This is a genomic window from Staphylococcus sp. EG-SA-2, from assembly GCF_017152085.1.
In genome coordinates this window covers 1-787 of sequence record NZ_JACYHC010001033.1, presented here as the reverse complement: position 1 = coordinate 787, position 787 = coordinate 1, and the positions used below count along the sequence as shown (strand labels likewise).

At 26.7% G+C, this 787-nt stretch carries 2 protein-coding genes and 1 pseudogene; all 3 read left to right on the top strand.

Annotated features, from left to right (window positions below; genetic code table 11):
• A pseudogene (locus IDG60_RS27860) lies at positions 1-118 on the top strand (competence type IV pilus minor pilin ComGD); the annotation flags it as partial.
• Entirely contained in the window at positions 105-404 is a 300-nt protein-coding gene (locus IDG60_RS27855; protein ID WP_000844410.1) for a hypothetical protein, read from the top strand. The pseudogene IDG60_RS27860 and the gene IDG60_RS27855, both read left to right, overlap by 14 nt.
• Positions 322-787 (top strand): competence type IV pilus minor pilin ComGF (locus IDG60_RS27850; protein WP_206161001.1); only part of this gene is annotated, 466 nt, incomplete at its 3' end. The genes IDG60_RS27855 and IDG60_RS27850, both read left to right, overlap by 83 nt.

Here is a 787-nt window from a genome sequence, read left to right as displayed (position 1 = left end):
CTTTGATAAAAAAGGGAATATCAATAAATTTGGTAGCATAACAATTGACAATAACAATTCAATTTATAGAATAATATTCCATATTGAAAAAGGAAGAATTCGTTATGAAAAGCTATAAGTGTAAAGGATCATTCTTAATAGATAGTATGGCTGGATTTTTGCTAATTGGATTGATTACATTACTATTGATACCAATGATGAATCAAATGCAAGCGAGTATAAACCATAAACTACAATCAATTGATGCTTCTAAAGTAATTTTGACGACTGTATCTAAAATTAATAAAGAAGAACTTAAGAAGGGGGTAACTATAGGGAAATATGATATTAAGCAAAGTGACCAACAAATTTGTGCTATTTCAAAAAATACCACTTCTTATCAAAAGACATGTATACAGTATTAATGTCAAAGCTTTTTCGCTTATTGAAATGTTAGTAGCGATGATGGTTATAAGTATAATTTTACTAATTGTTCCAGACTTAATTAGACTTAGCAAAACTTTTCTAATTGAAAGTAGGGAATTAACAACTGTAGATTTCGAATTTTTCTCAAGAGATATTCTAGAGGATTTTAAAGGTGTAGATAAAAACGATATTGAAATTAGGCAACAGCGTATCATTTTACATAAAGGTGAAGAAATGATCGAATACAAATTAATAAATAATAAAATTATTAAAGTTGTAAATGACAGAGGAAATATAACAATGATTAATAATGTTACAGCATTTACTGCAAATATCTACTATAAATCCATTATTAAAATAACGATAACAGTTAAAGTCGGTA